General features: G+C 43.8%; 14 protein-coding genes and 1 pseudogene. 8 read left to right on the top strand and 7 right to left on the bottom strand.

Translation table 11 applies throughout. From position 1 onward, the window contains the following. Window positions 1-19: 19 nt before the first annotated feature. The 3 genes from pbpC to AC3FZD_RS07195 are packed head-to-tail and all read right to left on the bottom strand — an operon-like array spanning window position 20 to window position 4821. A complete protein-coding gene (pbpC, locus tag AC3FZD_RS07205) occupies window positions 20-2404 on the bottom strand; it encodes a penicillin-binding protein 1C (RefSeq protein ID WP_488740292.1) in 2385 nt (794 codons plus the stop codon). Between the two features lie 20 nt (window positions 2405-2424). Continuing rightward, complete coding sequence (locus AC3FZD_RS07200; RefSeq protein WP_488739472.1) at window positions 2425-3384, bottom strand: AvaI/BsoBI family type II restriction endonuclease; 960 nt, start codon at window positions 3382-3384, stop codon at window positions 2425-2427. Continuing rightward, window positions 3385-4821 carry a site-specific DNA-methyltransferase gene (locus AC3FZD_RS07195; protein WP_488739471.1) on the bottom strand — a complete coding sequence of 479 codons (1437 nt, stop codon included), beginning with the start codon at window positions 4819-4821 and terminating at the stop codon, window positions 3385-3387. A 135-nt stretch (window positions 4822-4956) separates the two neighbouring features. Here AC3FZD_RS07195 and AC3FZD_RS07190 point away from each other — a divergent pair, with 135 nt between their 5' ends. Further along, window positions 4957-5160, top strand: a complete 204-nt coding sequence (locus AC3FZD_RS07190) for a hypothetical protein (RefSeq protein WP_488739470.1) — start codon at window positions 4957-4959, stop codon at window positions 5158-5160. 18 nt (window positions 5161-5178) lie between these two features. Then, window positions 5179-5385 (top strand): annotated as a pseudogene (locus AC3FZD_RS07185) (GNAT family N-acetyltransferase); the annotation flags it as partial. A gap of 279 nt (window positions 5386-5664) precedes the next feature. Here AC3FZD_RS07185 and AC3FZD_RS07180 read toward each other — a convergent pair. Next, window positions 5665-7182 (bottom strand): GIY-YIG nuclease family protein, encoded by a 1518-nt coding sequence (locus AC3FZD_RS07180; RefSeq protein WP_488739469.1) that lies wholly within the window; start codon window positions 7180-7182, stop codon window positions 5665-5667. A gap of 26 nt (window positions 7183-7208) precedes the next feature. After that, a complete protein-coding gene (locus AC3FZD_RS07175; protein WP_488739468.1) occupies window positions 7209-7862 on the bottom strand; it encodes a Uma2 family endonuclease in 654 nt (217 codons plus the stop codon). 192 nt (window positions 7863-8054) lie between these two features. Here AC3FZD_RS07175 and fumC point away from each other — a divergent pair, with 192 nt between their 5' ends. Continuing rightward, window positions 8055-9458: a class II fumarate hydratase gene (gene fumC, locus AC3FZD_RS07170; protein ID WP_488739467.1), complete on the top strand. Its 1404-nt coding sequence runs from the start codon at window positions 8055-8057 to the stop codon at window positions 9456-9458. Window positions 9459-9607: 149 nt separating this feature from the next. Here fumC and AC3FZD_RS07165 read toward each other — a convergent pair whose 3' ends face one another. Further along, window positions 9608-10297 carry a DUF3318 domain-containing protein gene (locus AC3FZD_RS07165; protein ID WP_488739466.1) on the bottom strand — a complete coding sequence of 230 codons (690 nt, stop codon included), beginning with the start codon at window positions 10295-10297 and terminating at the stop codon, window positions 9608-9610. A 243-nt stretch (window positions 10298-10540) separates the two neighbouring features. Then, window positions 10541-12016, bottom strand: a complete 1476-nt coding sequence (locus AC3FZD_RS07160) for a leucyl aminopeptidase (RefSeq protein WP_488739465.1) — start codon at window positions 12014-12016, stop codon at window positions 10541-10543. 325 nt (window positions 12017-12341) lie between these two features. Here AC3FZD_RS07160 and AC3FZD_RS07155 point away from each other — a divergent pair, with 325 nt between their 5' ends. The 5 genes from AC3FZD_RS07155 (at window position 12342) to AC3FZD_RS07135 (ending at window position 17759) form a co-directional block, all read left to right on the top strand. Then, window positions 12342-13301 (top strand): Rpn family recombination-promoting nuclease/putative transposase, encoded by a 960-nt coding sequence (locus tag AC3FZD_RS07155; protein ID WP_488739464.1) that lies wholly within the window; start codon window positions 12342-12344, stop codon window positions 13299-13301. 78 nt (window positions 13302-13379) lie between these two features. Further along, entirely contained in the window at window positions 13380-15623 is a 2244-nt protein-coding gene (locus AC3FZD_RS07150; protein ID WP_488739463.1) for a lytic transglycosylase domain-containing protein, read from the top strand. Window positions 15624-15760: 137 nt separating this feature from the next. Continuing rightward, window positions 15761-16624 carry a DUF4007 family protein gene (locus tag AC3FZD_RS07145; protein WP_488740291.1) on the top strand — a complete coding sequence of 288 codons (864 nt, stop codon included), beginning with the start codon at window positions 15761-15763 and terminating at the stop codon, window positions 16622-16624. A 42-nt stretch (window positions 16625-16666) separates the two neighbouring features. Continuing rightward, complete coding sequence (locus tag AC3FZD_RS07140) at window positions 16667-17224, top strand: hypothetical protein (protein ID WP_488739462.1); 558 nt, start codon at window positions 16667-16669, stop codon at window positions 17222-17224. Then, on the top strand, window positions 17193-17759 hold the full coding sequence (locus AC3FZD_RS07135) for a hypothetical protein (RefSeq protein WP_488739461.1): 567 nt from the start codon (window positions 17193-17195) through the stop codon (window positions 17757-17759). Before AC3FZD_RS07140 ends, AC3FZD_RS07135 begins: the two co-directional genes overlap by 32 nt. The last annotated feature ends 128 nt before the right edge of the window (window positions 17760-17887 follow it).

The following is a 17887-nucleotide window of genomic DNA, read 5'->3' as shown; positions in this document are numbered from 1 at the left end:
ATGTTTTGATTTAACGGGTTTAATCGGCAATAGAAAAACCTCGACGGGTTGTTTTTTGAGGTGCTTCTTCAACTTGAAAAACGATCCGATCGCCTTCTTTACCTGCTGCTGTTTTGACTTGGAGTTCCCAACTACCCAGTTTCATATTCCAAAATAGGGAATTGGATTGGGTGGTGGCAATTTTTTCACCATTTAACCACCATTCTACCGGTTCTTCCAGTTTACCGGCTAATTTAAATTCTAGGCGATTGTCCTGTTCTTCTTGCGGAGAGAGTAAGAAATAATCATCCTGTTCAGGGAACAGGATTCTGATCTCTCCTTTCCATTGATTGTGGGGTTGTTGCGAGAGCCATTCATTATATTCTGGAGGCAGTTCTACAGGCTGGTTTTCAGAGTTAGATTTTTCAATATCTTGGGGATAAAGGTATTCTAAAACGATGGCAGAAGGACAATTAGAATTAGGTTCTGTAGGGGCGGGTTCACCAAGGACTTGGTTTATAGGCGAAGATATAGATAAACCCGCCCCTACCTTCGGCGAAGATGTAGGCAAATTATCCGCAAGAATTTGTCCGGTAACGGCACAAATGGGGTGTTGAACTAAACCCGATGGGGGCGCAAAATTAGCCGCTTCTCTAGTTTTGTGTAACTGTTGCATAATTCGATGCCAGAGGGGAGCTGCTCCCATGACTCCGGAGATTTGCTGCATGGGGGTTCCGTCAAAGTTGCCTACCCAGGTAGCAACGGTATAATCTGCACTAAAGCCGACTGTCCAGGTATCGCGATAGTCGGAGGATGTGCCGGTTTTGACGGCCGTAGGAAAGGGCAAGTTTAATACTGAGTCTACGCCAAAACTGGTAGCACGGGCATGGCGATCGCCGAGGATATCTCTTACGAGTTCCCAAGATGTCGTTTCTGTGGGCATTTCTGCTGTTTCTGTTTCTTCGCCAAAATAGGTAACTAAAGGCACAGCTTTACCGTGATGCGCCAATCTCAGATACGCCCTCGCCAACTCCCATAAACTCACTTCTCCACTGCCCAAAGTTAAGCCTAAACCATAATATTCTGGATCTTGTTTTAGATGGGTAAATCCTAGTTCCCGCAAGTGATTGAGGAACAGGGGAACTCCCACTTCTTCTAACACGCGCACAGCAGGCACATTGAGGGAGTTAGCCAGAGCTAAACGCACCCGCACCGGCCCTAAAAAGGTTTCGCTATAGTCCACTGGTTTGTATAGTTTCGCGCCAGGGATGGCGTAAGTAGTAGGCACGTCCGCGAGGATGGTTTGGGGACGGATAAGCTGTTGTTCCAGCGCCAGTTGGTAGAGGAAAGGTTTGAGGGTGGAACCGGGTTGGCGCAAGGCTTGCACCCCGTCGTTTTGCCCCTGCTGGCTGTCGTTGAAGTAGTTGGGAGACCCCACATAGGCAAGGACTTCCCCGGTATGATTATCGATGACCAGGGCGGCTGCATGGTTGGCTCGTTTAGGAGCCAGAGCGTCAACGACTTGCTGCACTTGGGTGGCGACAAATTGCTGGAGGGAGCTATCTAGGGTGGTGCGGATGGTTCCCCCGTCGGTGGTGGGGAGCTGTTGGGCAACCCAGAAGAGGAAATGGGGAGCAGCAAGAATTCCCTGTTGTCGCGATCGCAGATAAACTTGTTCAGTATACGCCCGTTCTGCTTCTAGAGCCGTAACCATTTTATCCGCCACCATCCGGTCTAAAACGTAACGTTGCCTAGTTTTCAACGCTTGCCAATGGTGGTAGGGGTCGAGGTCGATGGGGTCATTGGGAAGCGATGCCAGGAGGGTAGCTTGAGCCAAGTTCAAGTCCGCAGCCGGAAGACCAAAATAAGTACGAGCCGCCGCTTCCACGCCATAAAGATTACTTCCCATAGGTAAGCGGTTAATATACGCAGTCAGCAATGTATCTTTATCTATTCCTGCACTTAAGCGCCAAGCTGTCCAAATTTCACCCACTTTATGAGGGAGAGTACGGGGAGTCGGATGGAGCATCCGCGCCAGTTGCATCGTAATTGTTGAGGCTCCACTGACAATTTTTCTGGCTTGAAAAGCTTCTAAAATCGCACGAGAAATAGCCATAAAATCCACGGAACCATGCTGATAATAGCGCTTATCTTCCGCCGCGATAATCGCTTGGATAAAATAGGGGGAAATCTCATCTAGGGGAACCACCATCGTATGATCTTGGTCGCGGGTGAGCAGGGTTCCCAGGGGCAGTCCATGACGGTCTTCAAAGGTGATTGCACCGTCCGTTTGGGCAATATCTTGAGCGCGAATGGGGATAAGATAGGGTACAGAGCGGACGGTTAAGCAGAGTAAAATTACACCAAGGAGGATTCGGAGAGGCAGTTTATATTTTCCATGCCAGAGTTTAAGGAAGTATTGCATAAAGCTTAAGTAGAAGCTCTTCATAGGTTTAATAGCCAATCACATAACGAAACAACTTGCTCTTCATTCGTTAAATTTGCGGCATTGCTTAAAATGCGATCGTTCAGTTGCTGATAGATTTCTTGAGCCATATGATCCGCGATCGCTGCACCAATAAAAAACATTTTAGGATAGCAATTTTGATCGGAGAAAGCTTTTCTAATCCGTCCAAGTGCTGAGTTTGCAGTTTTCCAATGCTCATCTGCTCCTGCTGGATCAATTCCTCCTTTAAGTTCTCCCAGAGCAAGATAGTTTTCCGGTTGATGATGTGCTGAATCCTTATTTTTATCTAATATAATGTCTTGAGGAGAAGTATTCAATAGGCAAAGATCTACATTCTTCTTCACAGTTGGAACAGTTAAGTTATAGATTAAAGTTCGTTCATGATGATCTGATATCCAATGTAACCCTTTAACCTGTTTCTCAATTTCTGGCTCAAAATTGTAAGCCATCCAATGTTGGCTTTTAATATCCAGATACTGTAAATTGAGTCCACGGACTGAGCAAGTAGATATAAAAACTCTCGTAAATCCCCACAGACCTAATGCACCCGCTAAATTCCGAATTTTACCCCCAAGAGCATCCCCTCTAGTCAGCAGAAAGCGATACACTAATTCATCAATAAATGAATTGCCTGATGGCTCCAAAAAATTTTCTAACAAATTTCTAATCGCTTCTTGTTTATCCGATTCTCGTAAGTGATTTCTAGCCTTGCCAGAAATACCGGCTGCTGTAAGTAATGCATCATTTATGTTATTTATCGTTAATAACTCCTTGGGATCTTTAGCTCTTGATGCCAAGACCTTAAGTGCTTTTGCTTCTTCAATAAAAGGGGTAGCTTTTTTATTTTTCTCTAATGCTAAAGAAATAAATCCTGATCGGATCTGATCGTAAGGAGTAATCAAGTCCTCATAAATTCTTAAATGTTTATGAAATGACATTTAAATTTCCTTTTCCCAAACATAAATACATTTTCTTAAAGGTTGTAGTCCATGTCTACCCATTTGTTGAGAACTATTCCCTTTTTCTTGAGGGAGAACCATAATATTTTTAATCGTAAAGCCAAGCTCTTCGGCTATTTTTGAGAGGATTAAATCTACTGATATAGATATTCCCGCATATCTAACATTATCATTAACCATAAACATTTTCCCATTTCTTTGTAAAACACGATAGCATTCTTGGATTGTACAAGCCATCTCATAAAAATACCCTTTTACCATACGCACAATTCCTTGATTATTGAGTTGCTTTGTCTGCTTTTGATAATCTAAATTATTAAATATCTGTTGTAATAAGGGTATCTGATTGCAAATTTCAATAGCAGTTTTCCATTGTTTATTGAGAGCGATTAGGTCTTTAAACTTATTTTCTACCGTGCAAGTTAACATGGCCTGGCGCAAACGTACTAATTCAATTTCATTGACTCCAAGAACTGCATGTTCTAAGGCATAGGTTCGTGTATAGTCATAACGATTGCAATAAGGCGGTGAAGTTATAATCCCTGAATAACTATCACATTCTAATTCAGGCAAAATATCTAAACAAGACCCTTTGAGTAAATTGATCTGTCCTTTATTCAAATCTCCTTGAAGCAATGAGAATAAATCTTGGGGGCGATCGTGATGTATTAAATCCTCCCTAATTTGATTGATCTGCTGATCGATAGCTTCATTAAATGATAATATTTTACCCTTGTTAAATGTATTAACATTTTGGTTACGATCAGCCCTGTAATCCCATCGCAAATATTGCCCATCTTTTCTGGTATAACTAATCGATTCTAAGATAGATAATAAGGCAAATAATAAAATTTCTTTAGTCTCTATATCTTCATGCTGAATATCATAAATATAACGTCCTATTTGATTTTGAGTTGTTTGGGGATATGCACCATGCGTAATTCGTAATGTATTCAACTTTTGGCATTTTCCTTCTCTATTCCAAGGTTGTTGAACCAACCAATGTTCTAGCCTTGATAAAATCTGGTTTTTGTTCCCTTCCCTAGCAATTAAGTTGGCCTCTATAATTTTTTGTCCCACGGGTAATAGTTCAATCCCATCAGCATCGTAACCTAAAGAGGAGCAGGCAAATAGAGCTGTCCCAGAACCAGCGAAAGGATCGAGAATTTTCCCTTCTAGAACTGGGTATTGCTGGAATAAATATTCTACTAAGTCCGCAGAAAAAGCTTCTTTATACTTGTAGAGTCTATAATATGAGCGGTCTTTATTTCCTTGAAAACTAATATGCTTTCTTTTTAGGGCTGAGTTAATCATAATTACTGGACAAAAATACTCATATAGTTCTCGATCCAGTAATTCAATTTTGGACAAGCAATCACGAATATTAATTTTGGAATTCAGATTATCTGGAGGCATATGAAAGGGTATATTTAAGTGGCTTGACTTCAGAGGATGATAGCTTATTCTACTCAGTCGGTGATCGAATGTTGTATAATTGACTTATAAATGGTTGACGTTCAGAGGAAGAAAATCATCATAATTAACTATAGAGTGGCAGAGGTAACTGATTTAGAGATCATTTTACAACTGGTTCAAGAATTTCATCACAGTGAAAAACTGGCTTTTGATGAAAAACTAGATGCTCAAGCTTTAGAACAGTTAATTACCGAGCCATCTTTAGGACAACTTTGGCTGATTCAGCAAGACGATGAGATCATTGGCTATACTATTATAGCTTGGGGTTATAGTCTTTAATTCAGAGGAAGAGATGCATTTATTGATGAATTTTACCTCAGACCCCGATACCGTCAACAGGGTATCGGGACTCAAACGCTATCATTTATTGAAAAGACCTGTCAAGAGTTGGGAATCAAAGCTGTACATCTAGAAGTTGACTTTGAAAATCCTGATGCACAACGTCTTTATAACAGAGTTGGATATCAACGCCATAATCGTTTTTTGATGACGAAAATACTATAGCATAACCTTGAACGTAATCTAGAGGTTAATTATTTATGGCATTCCCGGTTGAACAAGCAGTACATCAAGCGCAAGTTTACTTTAGGGTGTGGTGCGTTACGCTGTCGCTAACGCACCCTACTGGATTGTTTCACCTAAAATAGGGCTTTGTTTGTAGTAAGCACTTTAGTGCTTAAAAGCCTAGCTGGAGAGGGCTTTAGCCCTCACTACGAACAAAATCTAATGCACCAAATTAGATGAAACAATCCACTATAATCTACAATCTGTCGATAATATTTCCTAAGTTACCTTTTCGCGTTGAAAGGTTAATGTCATTTCCGGTAAGTCTGAGGCTTCCAGACGGCGCTTAATTTCTTCTTTGGCTGCTTCAAAGGTAGGAAAATCATCACTTGGCCCAAAGGGAATGCCAAAACCAGAACCGACTTCTAGGATTTTGATATTCACTTTTGCAGGCACTAGCACTTTACGGGGAGAAACATAAAATTTAGTGATATATCCCACTCCATTTGCCCAGCGATTGACAGAAGCAAAATCTTTTAGATAGTCTTCGACTAATAACCATATTTCTCGATTCACTGTAGGAAGAAGATATACAGTTTCAAAGAGGAATGAGTTAGTCTCTCTATTCTGATAATCGATAATGCCCTTTGCTATATTGTAAACATCTGAGCCTTTACTACGATAAGGGCGTTTTAAATCAGTCCCAAAACTTTTGACAAACAAGCCAATTTTATCCGTGCCACGAAAAAAGCGTATTGCACCCTCATTACTATATTTTTGTGGATCGATATCTCGTTTTTGCAAGAGATCTTTTACGGTTATAGTACCTGACTTTTTAGAGCGGCTGCTATAACCTCGCTTACCGGTTTTATAATCTTCACATATGGTGGTGATTTTGTTTTTGATTTTCTCCTCATCAATGGGTTCATTAAACAAAATCTTAATCAAATCTGCATCATAAGGTCTCATGCGCTTAAACAGGCGACTATAGAAATATGTGTCATCCCTTTCTGACTGCATTTGACTTAAGGATTCAGGGGTTACCGCTTTGATCGATCTTCCGGCTAACTTAACATCATGATATTTGCGGATTTCTTTTGTCTTTTCTTCAGAGTAACAATAATCATAAATATACAGTTCTATGGCATAGCCATTGACATATAAACGATAGACATCGGTATAACGGACTGATTCCCAATTGCAAGCATAGGTTTTACGATAATTCAATGATGCCTTGATCAAGGGGTCTTCTTTTCCACCAAGGCTGAAATTATATTTTTCTTTGAAGGCAGTTCTATCTAGAGAAATGTGAATGATATCCAGGGATAGCAATTTCTTGTGAAACCACCAATAATTATGATCTGAATCGACAATATCTTCGCGGGGAGGTTCAATACCGAGAATGAAGGCAAAATCGGAAATGGAGACTAGAGTTTCTCGTAAGAGGGTTTCGGTGGGTAATACTTTTTTGGCTTTGACTGGACTCTCGTTTAAGTGAGGATGATATTTTTCAATGCGCTGCTTCTCGATTTCATCAAGTTGATCTTGACTCACCAACTCATAGTAAATGGTAAAGTGTGTTTTCTTCTGTGCTTCGAGTTGAGCAATGCGATGATGGGTTTTACCTTTCCAGCGTTTACAGATGTTTTTGGCTTGGCCAATGTACCACACTTTGTGGGATTTATCGAGAACATAATAGATTCCAGAAGATTCTGGAAGCAGTTCTTTGGTTTGTAGGGGGATATGGGGGAGTTGGAGAAGATCGCGATCGCCTTTCATTTCGCAAATATGTATCAAGCATAACTCTCTTATCCGATTATACCTCAGTTTCGTTCCGTCGGCGATCGCCAGTAATTTCGCCAGATCTTAGCCGCAGCTAAAGGTTGGGGATTCTTAACACATTCTGCTAAAAAGTTAATGTCAATCTCTGGCAATAACTCACTGTTTTTAATCCGTTCATAACCATAATTGCACTCTGATTCCACTGGAAGATTGGAGCGCAAATGATAGACAGAAAACTTGCCATTTTGCCAAAACCAGACTTCAGACACTTGCAAGCGTTGATACACTTCTAATTTATTAATCCCGCCATGGGTAACCACCACTTCAATCGCTAAATCAGGAACATCCTTATCTGTGCCAAAACAGTAGCCTTCATCCGCTTCTAGTCCCGCTCGTTGTGACTCCTGTTTCAAGGTGGTAGAGCCAAAGGGAAAATATTCAATATCGGCTTCTAAAAAGTAAAGTGCTAGTAAATTGCCAATTCGAGTTTTTTCCGTTTCATGGCGGCGAGAGGTGGACATGATCTCTAAAACTTCATCTAAATAAGTAACGCGATAACCGCCATTGTCTCCAATGATATTAAGCAAAGTTTCATAGTATTCCCAAGTGGCACTATTGGTCAAATAGCGGTCTTCTGAATCTTGGTGAGATAAAGGAGGTTGAGGAAATAGAGTGTTGAGTTTTAGGTCTAGCATAATTCAATTAAAAATTAAAGATTAAACATGCATACTTTAGCTATAATTTATCACAAACCTATAAAGAGCGACAAAGAAAGGAGCATATCTCGATCTTCGCTGAGGATCTCCTTGTCCCCCTGTCTCCCCTCTTTGCGGGATTTCCAAGTCACTCTACAATCTAAGATATTGGGCGATGGAGAAACTAAGATTATGACGCAAGATGCAGCCAAGACTCGGATTGAAACCGATAGTATGGGGGAAATTGAGGTGCAGAGCGATCGCTATTGGGGAGCGCAAACCCAGCGATCGCTCAAATACTTCTCAATTGGTCACAATTTTATCCCTCAAGAAGTAATTGTGGCGTTTGCCATCTTGAAAAAAGCCGCCGCGATCGCCAATCAGGAATTGGGGAAACTTCCGGAGGACAAAGCAAAACTAATTACTCAAGCCGCCGATGAAATTATTGCCGGTAAGCTAGACGATCATTTTCCCCTGCGCGTGTGGATGACCGGAAGTGGGACGCAGTGCAATATGAATGTCAATGAAGTAATTGCCAATCGGGCGATCGCCTTTGCTGGGGGAGAACTCGGAAGCAAAACCCCCATCCATCCCAACGATCATGTCAATATGTCCCAGTCCTCTAATGATACCTTTCCCACTGCCATGCATATAGCCGCAGTTTTAGCGCTCCATCAGCATCTGATCCCCAAGGTAACCAAAATGCGGGACGCTCTGCAACAGAAATCAGAGGAGTTTGCCCACATTGTCAAAATTGGCCGCACCCATCTCCAAGATGCCGTTCCCCTCACCCTCGGTCAAGAGTTTTCTGGGTATGTAGCCCAATTAACCGCAGACTTGAAGCGCATCGAACAAACCCTACCCGATTTGTATGAATTAGCACTCGGAGGAACCGCCGTCGGCACGGGCTTAAATGCACCCAAAGGCTTTGCCCAATTAGTGGCCCGAAAAATTCACCATTTAACCGGCTATCCGTTTATTTCTGCCCCGAATAAATTCGCCGTCATTGCCGCCCATGATGCCATGATTATGACCAGTGGCGCGTTGAAAACCTTAGCCTGTTCGTTGATGAAAATTGCCAATGATATTCGCTTTTTAGGGAGCGGGCCGCGCTGTGGTTTAGGAGAATTAATTTTACCAGAAAATGAACCAGGTTCTTCGATTATGCCGGGTAAGGTAAATCCCACCCAATGCGAGGCGATGACGATGGTAGCAGCCCAGGTGATTGGCTATGATACGGCCATTAGTATTGCCGGTTGCCAAGGACATTTTGAACTGAATGTTTTTAAGCCGATGATGATTTTTAATCTGTTGGAATCAATTACCCTATTGGGGGATACCTGCAATAATTTTACCGATTTTCTGTTGGATGGACTGCAAGCCAATCAGAAACAAATTAATACTTATCTGAACGAGTCATTAATGTTAGTGACTGCCCTGAGTCCGGCGATCGGCTATGATAATGCAGCGAAAGTAGCTCATTATGCCCTAGAAAAAGACTTAACCCTAAAGCAAGCCTGTTTAGAATTAGGCTATATTTCCGCCGAAGAATTCGATCGCATTGTGGTAGCCGAAAACATGGTTTATCCCCATTAGGGGTAACGAGAGATGGTTTATCCTAGCGGGATCTTTGCCCTGGTGTAGAGAGAGGGACTGGATCGGGCGCAAGGGGCGATTGCAACTGAAAGACAGAACGAAGGAATAGGGAGACAGAAGCATTACCCCTCGCTCCCTACTCCTAAGACTCAACCAAAGATATTTTCCGAATGATAATCTGCTTCCGTTTCAGCCGCAAAGGGAGCATCCGTTTTACCCTTAGCTTTAGCTTTCGCCTTCGATGCACTGCGCTTGAGGGCTTGCAAACGGGCTTCATAGCGGCTGCGTTGTCGTTTTTTCGGGTTTTGTTCAATTAAGATCTTTAAAGCACTGCCCAGACTCTTATAGGCATTGGGCAGGGTATAGCCAAAACGGGTGGCTAAGGCGATCGCCTTTTCATCCGCTTGAATAGCTTCCTGTAAAGTCTTTTCGGGGTTATTTTTCTGATAGAGGCGATAACCGGAAACGCCGCATAATGCCAGAGCTAAGAGGAGCAACAAGCCATCTTGTACCCAAAGCTCTCCCACTGCACCCCCCAAACCAATCGCTAGGGCTGCCATTTCCCAGCCATCTTTAGGAATCGTATCATTCTGAATCCGCCCCACCTCATGCCAAAAGAGAAGATTTCGTTGGTCGATCGCCAGTTGATCCCATTTAGCTAAATCAATCTGAATTTCCACCTCATCATTGCCAATTTCTTCCGATCGCACTAGGGGAGGGTTCACTTCTGTTGCCACCTCTACAATCACCCAACTTTGCAGTTCTGGCGGCAACAAGCCTTTTAACCGGCGCAGTTCGTTCATTTCTGCTCTTGCAGAGGAGGTTGCATAGGATTTCATATCGCTTGCCCTAGAATCTGACAAAACAAGTAGGTCGTCTTTATGTTGAGTATATCTTGGACGCTGACCGAATGGGTTTTTATTTCCAAGACTTAGAGTCAGTTTACCGAGTTTCTACAGCTTCAAAGAGGGAGATCCACACAGTAACCGATCCTGGCATAAGCATCTCTATCTTACTCTGTGCCTCTGGGGTCAACCCCCCATCCCATTAGGGATTGGATTTTCCAATCCCTAAACCTGCTCTTAACTCAACACCCAATTCACCAAGGAGCGAACGGGGAAACCGGTTGCACCTGCGCTATGATAACGGTCATCTTTATCTGTCCAAACGGGGGCAGCAATATCTAAATGCATCCAAGGGGTTTCCTTGATAAATTGCTTCAAAAAGAGAGCAGCAGAAATGGAACCGCCAGCCCTTGCTCCAGTGTTTTTCATGTCAGCAACAACGGATTTCATGCTGTCAAAATAGCTCTCTTCTAAGGGCATCCGCCAAAACTGTTCTCCAGCGAGTTCGGAGGCTTTCATAAAGTCGGCGGCTAAGGTGTCATCGGCAGTCCATAACCCGGCAATTTTATTACCCAAAGCGACAACACAAGCACCGGTTAAGGTAGCTAAATCTACGATCGCCTCTACCCCCAATTTTTCGGCAAATACCAGGGCATCCGCCAGAGTTAGACGACCTTCCGCATCCGTATTATTGACCTCAATGGTTTTGCCATTGGAGGCTTTGAGGATATCCCCCGGATGCATAGCATGGCCGCTAATCATATTTTCGGTGGCGGCGGAGATAAAATGAACTTCAACATCGGGTTTTAATTGGGCGATCGCCTTTGCCGCGCCTAATGTGGCTCCTGCACCTCCCATGTCAGTTTTCATCATCTCGATGCTACTGCCTGCACCCGCTTTAATATTCAAGCCGCCAGAGTCAAAGGTTAGGCCCTTACCCACAATAGCCAACTTGCGGCGCGGTGTGCCTTGGGGTTTGTAGGTGAGATGGATAAACTGGGGGGGCAGATCGGAGGCTTTGGCAACGCCCAAAAATGCGCCCATTCCCAGTTCTTCGCATTCTTTTTGCCCTAAAATTTCGACTTCTAAGCCATAGTCAGAGGCGATCGCCTTTGCTGTTTCTGCTAAGGTAACCGGTGTGACTTCATTGGCAGGAGCTGCCACCAATTCCCGCGCTAAAATCACCCCAGAACAGATGATCTTGGCTTTCTCTAGAGCCGCTTCTGTACCGCCTAAGCCTAACAGCGCCACCGTTTGCAACTCTGGCGGTTTCTCCTCCGGTTCCGACTTAAAGCGAGTATCCTGGTGTAAGCCTAACTCAATACCTTCGGCGATCGCCTGAGCCGTTAAGGGGCGATCGTCATTCAACAGGGGAAAACTGATCCCCAAGCTCTGGCAGCGTTCTTTTTGTGCTAACTTCGCGGCTGCTGCTCCCCCTTGACGCAGGGTATCTGCATTCAGTTTTTCCCCTTTCCCCAAGCCCACTAAAATCAGTTTGCGGATGGGATATTTTTTGCTTAGTCGGGTAAAAATTGTCTTACCCCCTTTGCCCTTAAACTCCGTATCTTCAATGAACTCAGCCAGAGCGCCGTCTAGCTTCTGATCCAGTTGTGCCAGATCTGCGCTCAGTTCCACCGCATCCTCAAAAAAGCCCAGAGCAAGGGCATCTCCCGTCCAATCTAACCGTGGCGTATCTGTAGGTTGAAATTCCATCGTTATTGAGATAAAGTGTACCGTTTCCTTCGATCAGTATAGTGCCCTTGGCGCTGTTAAGTAATGAGTAATCAGTAATAATGTCTGCATCAGCTATAACAAGTCATTGCGAATGGAACGCAGTGAAATAAAGCAATCTCGATCATCTCGCGAATTGTAGCGATTGCTTCCCTGCGGTCGCAATGACATCTGTTTGAACCGAATCGACTATAAGTCCTAATCCAGTAGGGGTAATTCATGAATTACCCCTACTTTTTTGTTGAGCGATACAATAATATCAAATGTAACTCATTCACTGCTATAAATTATCACCTACATTACCCGTATGCAATTTATCAGTCCCAAAACCGATTTCGCCTTTAAGCGCATCTTTGGTTCCCAAGAAAGCAAAGATATCTTGATTAGCTTTTTAAATGCTCTCATTTATGATGGCAACCCAAACATTACTGACCTGGAAATTATCGATCCCTATAATCAAGGCAATTTTAGTGGTCTCAAAGATAGCTATCTCGATGTGAAAGCCGTCTTAGGCAACGGTACAATTGTCCTGATTGAGATGCAAGTGCTAAATGTCCCCGCTTTCAAAAAGCGAGTTTTGTATAACTGGGCGAAAACCTATGGCAATCAACTCACTCTGGGAAAACCCTATGTGGGACTGCAACCGGTGATTGCCCTAACCATTGTCGATTTTCCCCTATTTCCCAAGGTTGAACCGATTATCACCCACTTTGGCTTAAAAGAGAAAAACTTACCCTCATTGGACTATCCTGACGAACAAATTGAACTGATCTTTGTGGAGTTGAAAAAATTCAAGAAATCTCTGGAAGAATTAGAAACGCTGACGGAAAAATGGATCTACTTTATGAAGGAAGCGCCCAATTTAGAGATGATTCCCAGTTCTCTAGAAGAAGTCCCAGAAATCGGCAAAGCCTTGGAAATAGCCAATCGAGCCAATTTAAGTCAAGAAGAAGCAGAAGAGTTAGAGCGAAAGGAACGGTGGCTACTTGACCAGGAAGGTTACGTGGTACAAGCGAGGACAGAAGGTCGTGAGGAAGGTCGGGCTGAAGGTCGGGCTGAAGGTCGGGCTGAAGGTCGGGCTGAAGCGTCATTAGCGTTGATTTTAGGTCTACTTCAGCGTCGGTTTGGAGAGGTTCCTGAAGCGACGATCGCCCAAATTCAATCATTATCTTTAGATAATTTGGATGAGTTAGGGATTACGATCCTCGATTGGACAACTTTAGAGGATTTAGACCGTTGGTTGAGGGAGAGAAGATTGGGGAGGTGAGATCGTCAGGACGGAAGTTTGCGATTAAGATCAAAACCATAACCTCCTGTGTGGGTGAGGGTGTGCTTCCTGAAACCTATGCCCCGGTTCTGTTCGTCTCCTAACCCGATCGCTATTTCTACCCCAATCATGTCTAATCCTAAATCCCATCTTGCTATTATCTTATCGATCGCCGGAGTCAGTCTAGGGGCAATTGTCGGGGGGTTGATCCTCCATCAAACCCATCTCGATCGCCAGATTGCCGATCGAGTGCGCTCTTGGTTGCCGGAAAATAACCCCACTCAATCAGAACTCCAGCTCACCTCTAAGCCCGTGCAACCCTCCCAGATTTCTCAGTTGGTGCAACTTTCGCCCACCGAGCGTCAACCCTATCTGGAAGCCTTGAGTCAACAGGTGGACGATCCAGAATACCCTCGCGCTCGCTATCTGTTGGCGATGGATCAATTAGCCCAAAATCAACCTGAAAAGGCGATCGCCACTTTAGCTGATTTGGAAACCCGCTACCCTCTCCTGGCAGCTCATATTCTCGCTCAACGGGCTGGAGCCTACACTCAGTTAGGGAAAACCACGCAAGCCGCCGCCGCTTGGCAACAGATTTTAACCACCCATCCCAATCATCCCGTAGCGGCGGAAGCTCTATTTGAGTTAGGTAAAACTAATCCTAAACTGTGGGAAGAGGCGATCGCCAAATTTCCCGCCCATCCCCGCACCGTAGAAATTGCCACTAATCAACTCAAAACCAATCCCAATTCCTTACCCCTGTTGCGCTTACTGGCTCAACATGCTCTCTATAAACCCGACTATACCAACATTCTCGATCGCCTCACTAGCACCCACAGCGCCCAACTCACCCCTGAAGATTGGCAAATTATCGCCTTTGGCTATTGGGAAAAACTCAACTATGCCAAAGCCGGTGCAGCCTATGCCAAAGCGCCCCCCACAGCCAAGAACCGATATCGGGCGGGTAGAGGGTTGCAACTGGGCGGCAAAACCCAAGAGGCGATCGCCGCCTATCAACTCCTCTATAATAGTTATCCCAATGATAAAGAAACTGCCCAAGGCTTAATTCATCTCTCTCGCTTAGTCGATCTGCAACCGGCTCAAGAGTACCTTAATATAGTGATTACTCACTTTCCCGATAAAGCCCCCGAAGCCCTGATCGAACAAAGTAAAGTTTTAAACACGCTCAAAAGTTCCCAATCCGCACAACAAGCAAAACAGTCCGTTTTAACCCAATACAGTAATTCAGAAGAAGCGGCTGAACTGAGATGGCAACAAGCAGAAGAAGCTGCCAAAAAGGGCAATTTACTGCAAGCCTGGAAACTAGCACAAGAAATCACCGTAGAAAACCCCAATAGCGATTATGCTCCCGAAGCTGCTTTTTGGGTGGGTAAATGGGCGCAAAAACTGGGCAGAGAACGAGATGCCAAAGCTGCCTATGAATACGTGCTACAGCGCTATCCCGAATCCTATTATGCCTGGCGATCGGCCGTCATGCTCGGATGGAACGTTGGCGACTTTACCACCGTTCGCTATCTCCAAGCCGACGTACAATATAGTACCCCTCGTCCCCTCCTATCCGCCGGTTCCGAAACCCTCAAAGAACTCCATCAACTCGCACAAGATCGAGAGGCTTGGGCACTCTGGCAAGTCGAATTTACTAACCCCATGGAACCCACTGTAGACCAACAGTTTACCGATGGCATTATGCGCCTACAAATCGGCGATTATTTAGACGGAATTTTCATGCTCGATAGCCTCGCTTGGCGGGAAGATCCCGAAGAACAAAAACAGTATCAAATGCTCCGTCAACAACTCGCTTATTGGCAAGAACTCCACCCCTTTCCTTTTCTAGAACCCATTCAAAGTTGGTCAAAAGAGAGACAACTTAATCCCCTTTTGGTCACTGCTCTGATTCGCCAAGAATCGCGGTTTATGCCCCAAATTAAATCGGTTGTTGGCGCGACGGGCTTAATGCAAGTCATGCCCGAAACTGCCGAATGGATCGCCGGTCAAATTGATTTGACCAGTTATCAATTGGACAATCCCAATGATAATATTAAGTTAGGAACTTGGTACTTGGACTATACCCACAGCGAGTATAACAATAACTCTTTATTGGCTGTAGCCAGTTACAATGCCGGGCCGGGAAATGTGGCCGATTGGTTGAACCGGTTTGGATTCCGCGATCCCGATGAATTTGTGGAAAAAATTCCTTTTCCCGAAACCTATGGCTATGTGAAATCTGTATTTGGAAATTATTGGAATTATCTACGCTTGTATAATCCTGAAATTGCCCAAAAAATGGCAAATATTAACTAAATCAGAGCGCCTTTATTGCTCAACTGAGCGAATAGGCATTGATGATAAAATCATAGTAAAATAGAAAAGTTGTCTAAAAACTGACCGTAACTGTCTTGAATCAATTAACCGACTCGATCGCGCCATCAACTCCCGAAATGGTTTTCGCTCGTCATGAAACTTTTCATCCTCGCTTTGGTTGGATTAAAAAAAGGTTTGATACTGCCGTAAAGAATGAAAGAATTTTTCTAGCAGAGGATGCCCCTGTTCAGTTGGGCGTGGGTAAAAATATGGTGAAATCTATTCGTTATTGGTGTAGTGCGTTTAAGATACTAGAAAACGATAGCCCTACGAATTTTGGAAAACAGCTCCTGGGAGAAGAGGGTTGGGATACTTATCTAGAAGATCCAGCTTCTTTGTGGTTGTTGCATTGGCACTTCCTAAGAAGTCCTTGCTCTGGAACCGCATGGGAAGTCATTTTCAATGAATTTAGATTGGTTGAGTTTACCCAAGAAAACTTGTTTAATTACTTAGTTTCTTATCGCGATCGCCGTAGCGCTAAAATTGCGGACTCTTCCCTGCGTAAGGATGTGAGCTGCTTGTTGAGAATGTATGTAGAGCAGCCGTCTAAATCTTCAATAAGTGAAGATTCTCTCGATTGTCCGTTTACAGAATTAGGATTAATTCATCAGGTCGGGGAATCGAAATACTATACATTTCGGATTGGCTATAAACCTAGTTTACCAGAGGAGATCATTGTTTATGCCTGCCTGGATTATGCGGCTCAAAAAAAGTCTTCTGCTCGGACGATCGCTCTGGCAAACCTACTCTATGATTCTGGTAGTCCGGGGTTGATTTTTAAGCTCACGGAAAGCGCGATCTGCATGGCGATTGAAACCGTGAGTCGTCAGTTCAAGATGCTTCAGATTACCGATGTGGCAGGGAAATTACAACTGACGTTTGATGATGAACCTCAAATTCTAGGCGATCTCATCCTGCAAAGCTATTATGATGCTCGGTAAAATTCAATGTTGATGGTTGATCAAAACAGTAAGGGAGGAAACATGAGTCAGAAAGTTTTAGCGGATTATTTTCAGTTACATCGCCGCTATTATCGCTCGGTGAATTTGGAGCGGGATATTGATCGATCGCAGTCCATTGAAGGCTATATTCTCACGGAGCGATCTGCATCGACGTTGGAGCGGATGCTTTCAGCTTTCACAGAAACCACTGCACATAAATCTTGGACATTAACGGGGGTGTATGGTTCAGGAAAATCCGCATTTGCCCACTACATTGCCGGATTGTGTCATCCCCAGGATAGCCCCATTCGATCGCAGGCTGTTGCCATTGCGCGGGAGTCTTTTGGGGAGAATTCGCCCGTGATGGAGGCGATCGCACAATTACCCGATCGCGGTTTAGTCATTGCGGTTGCCACAGGACGTAGCGAACCCCTCAGTTGGACGATCGCCCGTGCTTTGGCTTCGGGAGCGGAACGGTTTTGGCGAGGAAAGGGGCAAAAACCGTGCTATTATTTAGGTGATTCAAACCGAGGTGAGGTCAATGATAAAATCACCCAAAAATACCATAGTGGCGATATTCTTAGGAATATTAATTGGTAATTTAGCTGTATCTTATTCAAAAGCAGTTGCTCAAAACAGACAATCAGACCGAACACTAATAAGTGAAGCTTTGAGTGCATATACATTAACGATGAATAGTCTTGGTTCTATCAGGATTGGTATGACAGTGAATGAAGCTTCTAGAGTATCGGGATATCGATTTGTTATGAATTATCGTAACCGGCTTACCACTAACCAGATTTGCTCTTCTTGGAGTCTATCAGGCGATGAAGAACGTCTTGGTTTTCTAGCGATTGATAACATTATTGCTAGGATTTATGTGAGGGATAGTAGAATATCTACGCTGGGTGGTGCTAGGGTTGGTGATTCAAAAGAGCGAATACTAGAAATATATTCAGGAAGAAAGATAGAAAACGGTGAAGCGCTGGCTGTTGGGGAGGAAGTTCTAATTGTGTTTCCCAACCGTCCGGAAGATAGAAACTTTCGTACAATATTTCGTCTTTGGGAAGGTAAGGTTAGATCTTTTAGCTCAGGTAGAGTCCCTGAAATAAACTATCCTGAAGGTTGTTCCTAGGGCGTGTCATCGATTAAGCCAGATGACTGTAGCCTCTGGGAAAATTATTGTTTATACAGATGCTTTTCCAAAAAAATAACCAATTTTGTTCAGGAGCTTGTCAATGAAACTGTGTAACTCAATAGCTC

The organism is Roseofilum sp. KMC-1 (assembly GCF_057802075.1).
Note: the sequence above shows the minus strand (reverse complement) of the source record. Positions and strands in the feature narration are given on the sequence as shown.